Below are 5,450 nucleotides of genomic sequence, written 5' to 3'. Positions count from 1 at the left end.
GTGAAAAATGAGGGTTATAATCATCTCTTTTTTTATTATATGTAATCTCTAACTTACGAACATATCCCTTTATAACACTATCTACTTTTTTTCTTTTTATAAGTTTTCTAAAAGAATTATTGTAACGTTTTATTTCATTTTCTAATTCATCACTCATTACGTTAGGTGTAGTTAAAGTTAAAAAGATAAACTCTTTTTTCTCTTGCTGCTTAATATATTGCATCATCAAGGATAAACCCAACGCATCTTTTCTGGCTTTTCTCCAAGCACAGACAGGACAAAATCGATTTTTACAAGAATTAGCTTTATATAATTTCTGTTTTTCTAAAGTTTTATCAGCTACAAAAGACAGAAATGTATTACAATCTTCAACTAAATCCATTTGATTCTCTCCAATATGACGTTTAATAAATTTCTGAAATACTTGATTTCTTTGTTTTTTCTCAGTATACTTTTCCATGTTATAACACATAAAAACAACTTAGTTTTCACAAACTATGATAATAAAAAAGTTGCTTTTTCCCCTTTCTATGTATGTTTTTTACTAGTCATTTAAAACGATACATTAATAGGTACGGAAAAGCAACTTTTTTTGTGTTTGAAAGCAGTCATATCAACACTTTAAGGGTAACTAGCCTCGCCGGCAATAGTTACCCTTATTATCAAGACAAGAAGAAACTCGTTTCACTCGTTTCAAAAACCCTCCTGATTTTTAGAGAAAAATTCTCTTATTTCATCGTCTTTAATAAAATAATATGCCATCTTTCCCTTTTTATAAAAATCAAGTACATCATTTTTATATAAAAGTCTTAAATGATGTGAAGTTGAAGCAACACTCATTTTCAATATCAAAGAAATATCACAAACACACAACTCATCTTCTTTAATCAAAGATAATATAATTTTCAATTTCTTCTCATCACAAATTTTTTCTAAAATGTTAAGTAATTTCTTAGATTTATCATCTTCTAAAAAACTTAAAGCATTGTTAACTTTATCCTCATGTACACAGATCACATCACAAGCATTTTCATAACTCATATGAAATCACACCCTAAATTAAAATATAAATCCTAAAATTGTTTGAATAGTGTCATTTTCTATAATAATAAATAAACCTAAAGCTATATAAATAACAGCCATAATCCAACGACCAAATCTCTCAACAATTTCTCCAACTCCTGGAATATTAGCTAATTTATGTGCAGTAAATACCAAGAAGAAAATTAAAATTAAAAAGACAAACAAAGTAATTAATAAATTAGTAACACTTAATGTTACAAAATAGGGAACAAATACACCGATATTATCAGCACCACAACTTGCTATCGTAACAATTGCAATTGTACCAACTAATTTAGACAACCCTTTTTCATTCAATTCTTTTTTAGCTCTCTCTTCTCCGTCACTATCACCATAAATAGCCACTTTAATTCCTAAATAAATCGGTATTAACCCTAATAATCCTAATATCCATTTTTCAGGAACATAATTTAAGACAAAGGCAAAGAATAAACTTATGACAATCAATGCCACAGATCCTACATATTGACCAATATAAATATCTCGATATTCTTTCCTAGTCTTTGCTCTAGCAAAGAACATTAATAAAATCACTAATAAGTCTAATGCTGTCGCAATATAAAGAATAGCAGCAGTTACAATAGTCTGAATCATAATTACACCTCATTCAAAAATATTTTTGAATGTATTATAGCTTATTTTTTTAAATAATCATAGTTGCTTTATTCCAATTGCTTTATTGACGTTGAGCCTCGGAACCCTTAACAATCCCAAAACTTGTCGAATGGTCGGCTTAATAGCTCACGCTATGCCGACATTCGTCTTCAAGTTTAGTTAAGGGTTCTTCTCAACATCAATAAATTTTCTCGGCATAAAAGCATGTTCGTATAAACATATACAACTTATTAAAAGTAAATTAAAGATTTAACAAAGCGACAATAAAACCAATAATAGAACATAAAGATCCAATAATTGATAAAACACCTTCAATTTCAGTAACACCTTTATCAGTCTTTTTTTTACTTTTACCACGTATTATTAAATATTCAGCTAAAGCAGAAAAGAAAATTCCACTAGAAAATGAAATGAATATTATAAAAATCCAAGAAAAATATTCACCACCCCAAAACGCTAAAATTAGACAAGAAAAACCTAAAGATACTTTATAAGGAGTACGCAACTCAATCTTTTCAAACTCATTTCCAATCCCAAAAAATCCTATAAAAACAAAAAGAGCACAAATCATTCTTGTTATTAAACCCGGATAAAAATAAAAAGTTAAAATGCTAGCCACAATAAAAACGACACCTAAACCAAAACCAAAAGAAACATTTTCTTTTGTATCAACTTCATTATTACTTCCCAAAATATCAACTCCCTATAATAAGTTTTATACTCCTAAATAAAACGCCTGTATACAAAATTTAAAACTTGTTAAAACAAATTATGGAGCTCAAAATCAAGCTCCATTTAGTAAAAGATAAAATTAAATGGAGTGATTATTATGAGTTTAACCATTTTTCTTTATTCAATTCTGGCAAGTTTATTAGCAAATTATATCTACGAAAAATCTTCAAAATAAATAAATTTTTCGGGTCTACTTTGTACACTTTATCTACCTGGTAGACCCGATTGTTATTACTTTACAGGTCTAAAATTCGTCGTTATAATCTAGTTAAATCCCGTAAGGGCGCACTTATGCGTTCTAAAAGAACGCGTGCAAAAACCATAATCGACCTTCGTCGATTTTTTTATTTCAAAATTAAAGAAACGGCTTGAGATATTCCGAGCAGTTATAAAAATTAATTTGTCTTGAATATTGCTACTACATTCTTGAAAAAGTGATGTAGATTTATAGCCCATAACTTTTTTGAATTACATCGACGATACGGCGTCGAAAGAAAAATAAATAGACCGTATGAAAGAAAAAGCTACCTCACTTTATCTGGGGTAGCTTTCATTTTTTTATGCTCTTATTTTGAATTTTAAAGGGTATTTTGAAGAATTAGGCGTAAATCATATAGTTTTATATCCAAAAACTTATATACGCTTTTAAAACGCAAATATGAGCCAAATAAATATATGCTATTTTCAAAAACAAAAATTTGAGCAACTCCAGTGTCGATTTTTAAGACACTGCCCAGTTACATGCAAATTAAAATTTTCATGATTTTTTATAGTTCCTAACAGGGTTAAAATTTGTATAACGAAAGCATAATGTTTATATAACGTTAGTATAATAAAGCATTTTAACATTATACTTTTGATAATCGTTTAGCGTCGTCATCACAATAACTTTTAAAATACTCGTGCATAATTCAACAGCTGACCTCCCAATAACTACATGGTGTTATCGGGAGGTCAGCTGTTAGCACTTATATTTTGTTATTGTTCTTCCTCGATTTCGTCTATCATTTTGTGATTAATTTCTCTTTTTTCTTGTTCTGTTAAGTCATATAGTTCACTAGCTAAATACTCTTTTTGTTTCCAAATATAAAAAATTTGATAGATATATTCGGTTGGATCAATTTCTTTTAAGTAATCTAAATCCCCATTTTTTAATTTCTTTTTAGCCTGTTTAAATAATCCTGAATAAACTAATACCTGTTTACCTTTAAGTGATTTATAGAATACATCAAATACTTTTTGATTTATTAAATAATCACTATCTTTACCAGAATACTTAGCCATTTCATATAACTCTTTATTATTATTTTGTCTTATTTTTTGAACTTGAACTTGTGTGATTTCTGAAATACCTGTTACATCACGCCATAAATCTAACCATTCTTGTTGACTAATATAATATCTTTTATCTGTGAAATACGATTTATTTACTGCAATTAACACGTGAAAATGAGGGTTATAATCATCTCTTTTTTTATTATATGTAATCTCTAACTTACGAACATATCCCTTTATAACACTATCTACTTTTTTTCTTTTTATAAGTTTTCTAAAAGAATTATTGTAACGTTTTATTTCATTTTCTAATTCATCACTCATTACGTTAGGTGTAGTTAAAGTTAAAAAGATAAACTCTTTTTTCTCTTGCTGCTTAATATATTGCATCATCAAGGATAAACCCAACGCATCTTTTCTGGCTTTTCTCCAAGCACAGACAGGACAAAATCGATTTTTACAAGAATTAGCTTTATATAATTTCTGTTTTTCTAAAGTTTTATCAGCTACAAAAGACAGAAATGTATTACAATCTTCAACTAAATCCATTTGATTCTCTCCAATATGACGTTTAATAAATTTCTGAAATACTTGATTTCTTTGTTTTTTCTCAGTATACTTTTCCATGTTATAACACATAAAAACAACTTAGTTTTCACAAACTATGATAATAAAAAAGTTGCTTTTTCCCCTTTCTATGTATGTTTTTTACTAGTCATTTAAAACGATACATTAATAGGTACGGAAAAGCAACTTTTTTTGTGTTTGAAAGCAGTCATATCAACACTTTAAGGGTAACTAGCCTCGCCGGCAATAGTTACCCTTATTATCAAGACAAGAAGAAACTCGTTTCACTCGTTTCAAAAACCCTCCTGATTTTTAGAGAAAAATTCTCTTATTTCATCGTCTTTAATAAAATAATATGCCATCTTTCCCTTTTTATAAAAATCAAGTACATCATTTTTATATAAAAGTCTTAAATGATGTGAAGTTGAAGCAACACTCATTTTCAATATCAAAGAAATATCACAAACACACAACTCATCTTCTTTAATCAAAGATAATATAATTTTCAATTTCTTCTCATCACAAATTTTTTCTAAAATGTTAAGTAATTTCTTAGATTTATCATCTTCTAAAAAACTTAAAGCATTGTTAACTTTATCCTCATGTACACAGATCACATCACAAGCATTTTCATAACTCATATGAAATCACACCCTAAATTAAAATATAAATCCTAAAATTGTTTGAATAGTGTCATTTTCTATAATAATAAATAAACCTAAAGCTATATAAATAACAGCCATAATCCAACGACCAAATCTCTCAACAATTTCTCCAACTCCTGGAATATTAGCTAATTTATGTGCAGTAAATACCAAGAAGAAAATTAAAATTAAAAAGACAAACAAAGTAATTAATAAATTAGTAACACTTAATGTTACAAAATAGGGAACAAATACACCGATATTATCAGCACCACAACTTGCTATCGTAACAATTGCAATTGTACCAACTAATTTAGACAACCCTTTTTCATTCAATTCTTTTTTAGCTCTCTCTTCTCCGTCACTATCACCATAAATAGCCACTTTAATTCCTAAATAAATCGGTATTAACCCTAATAATCCTAATATCCATTTTTCAGGAACATAATTTAAGACAAAGGCAAAGAATAAACTTATGACAATCAATGCCACAGATCCTACATATTGACCAATATAAATATCTCGATATTCTTT

7 protein-coding genes are annotated in these 5,450 nt (G+C 28.1%); all 7 read right to left on the bottom strand.

Annotated features, from left to right (window positions below):
• Window positions 1–460 (bottom strand): protein rep (locus DYE31_RS12620; RefSeq protein WP_160149098.1); only part of this gene is annotated, 460 nt, incomplete at its 3' end.
• Window positions 461–693: 233 nt separating this feature from the next.
• Complete coding sequence (locus DYE31_RS12610) at window positions 694–1,041, bottom strand: ArsR/SmtB family transcription factor (protein WP_010891100.1); 348 nt, start codon at window positions 1,039–1,041, stop codon at window positions 694–696.
• A gap of 18 nt (window positions 1,042–1,059) precedes the next feature.
• Window positions 1,060–1,677, bottom strand: coding sequence for a CadD family cadmium resistance transporter (locus tag DYE31_RS12605; RefSeq protein ID WP_107640938.1), 618 nt, complete (start codon window positions 1,675–1,677; stop codon window positions 1,060–1,062).
• 262 nt (window positions 1,678–1,939) lie between these two features.
• On the bottom strand, window positions 1,940–2,389 hold the full coding sequence (locus DYE31_RS12600; RefSeq protein WP_115314417.1) for a hypothetical protein: 450 nt from the start codon (window positions 2,387–2,389) through the stop codon (window positions 1,940–1,942).
• A gap of 1,019 nt (window positions 2,390–3,408) precedes the next feature.
• Window positions 3,409–4,332 (bottom strand): protein rep, encoded by a 924-nt coding sequence (locus tag DYE31_RS12590; protein ID WP_115314415.1) that lies wholly within the window; start codon window positions 4,330–4,332, stop codon window positions 3,409–3,411.
• Between the two features lie 233 nt (window positions 4,333–4,565).
• On the bottom strand, window positions 4,566–4,913 hold the full coding sequence (locus DYE31_RS12580; protein ID WP_010891100.1) for an ArsR/SmtB family transcription factor: 348 nt from the start codon (window positions 4,911–4,913) through the stop codon (window positions 4,566–4,568).
• Between the two features lie 18 nt (window positions 4,914–4,931).
• Window positions 4,932–5,450 (bottom strand): CadD family cadmium resistance transporter (locus DYE31_RS12575; RefSeq protein WP_115314413.1); only part of this gene is annotated, 519 nt, incomplete at its 5' end.

It is taken from the genome of Staphylococcus carnosus (genome assembly GCF_900458435.1).
Taxonomy (GTDB): domain Bacteria; phylum Bacillota; class Bacilli; order Staphylococcales; family Staphylococcaceae; genus Staphylococcus; species Staphylococcus carnosus.
Note: the sequence above shows the minus strand (reverse complement) of the source record. Positions and strands in the feature narration are given on the sequence as shown.

Bases quoted from the DNA above. Each gene is read 5' to 3' on its own strand.
- DYE31_RS12610 (WP_010891100.1), bottom strand. From the start codon at position 1,041: ATGAGTTATGAAAATGCTTGTGATGTGATCTGTGTACATGAGGATAAA.
- DYE31_RS12580 (WP_010891100.1), bottom strand. From the start codon at position 4,913: ATGAGTTATGAAAATGCTTGTGATGTGATCTGTGTACATGAGGATAAA.
- DYE31_RS12590 (WP_115314415.1), bottom strand. From the start codon at position 4,332: ATGGAAAAGTATACTGAGAAAAAACAAAGAAATCAAGTATTTCAGAAA.
- DYE31_RS12605 (WP_107640938.1), bottom strand. From the start codon at position 1,677: ATGATTCAGACTATTGTAACTGCTGCTATTCTTTATATTGCGACAGCA.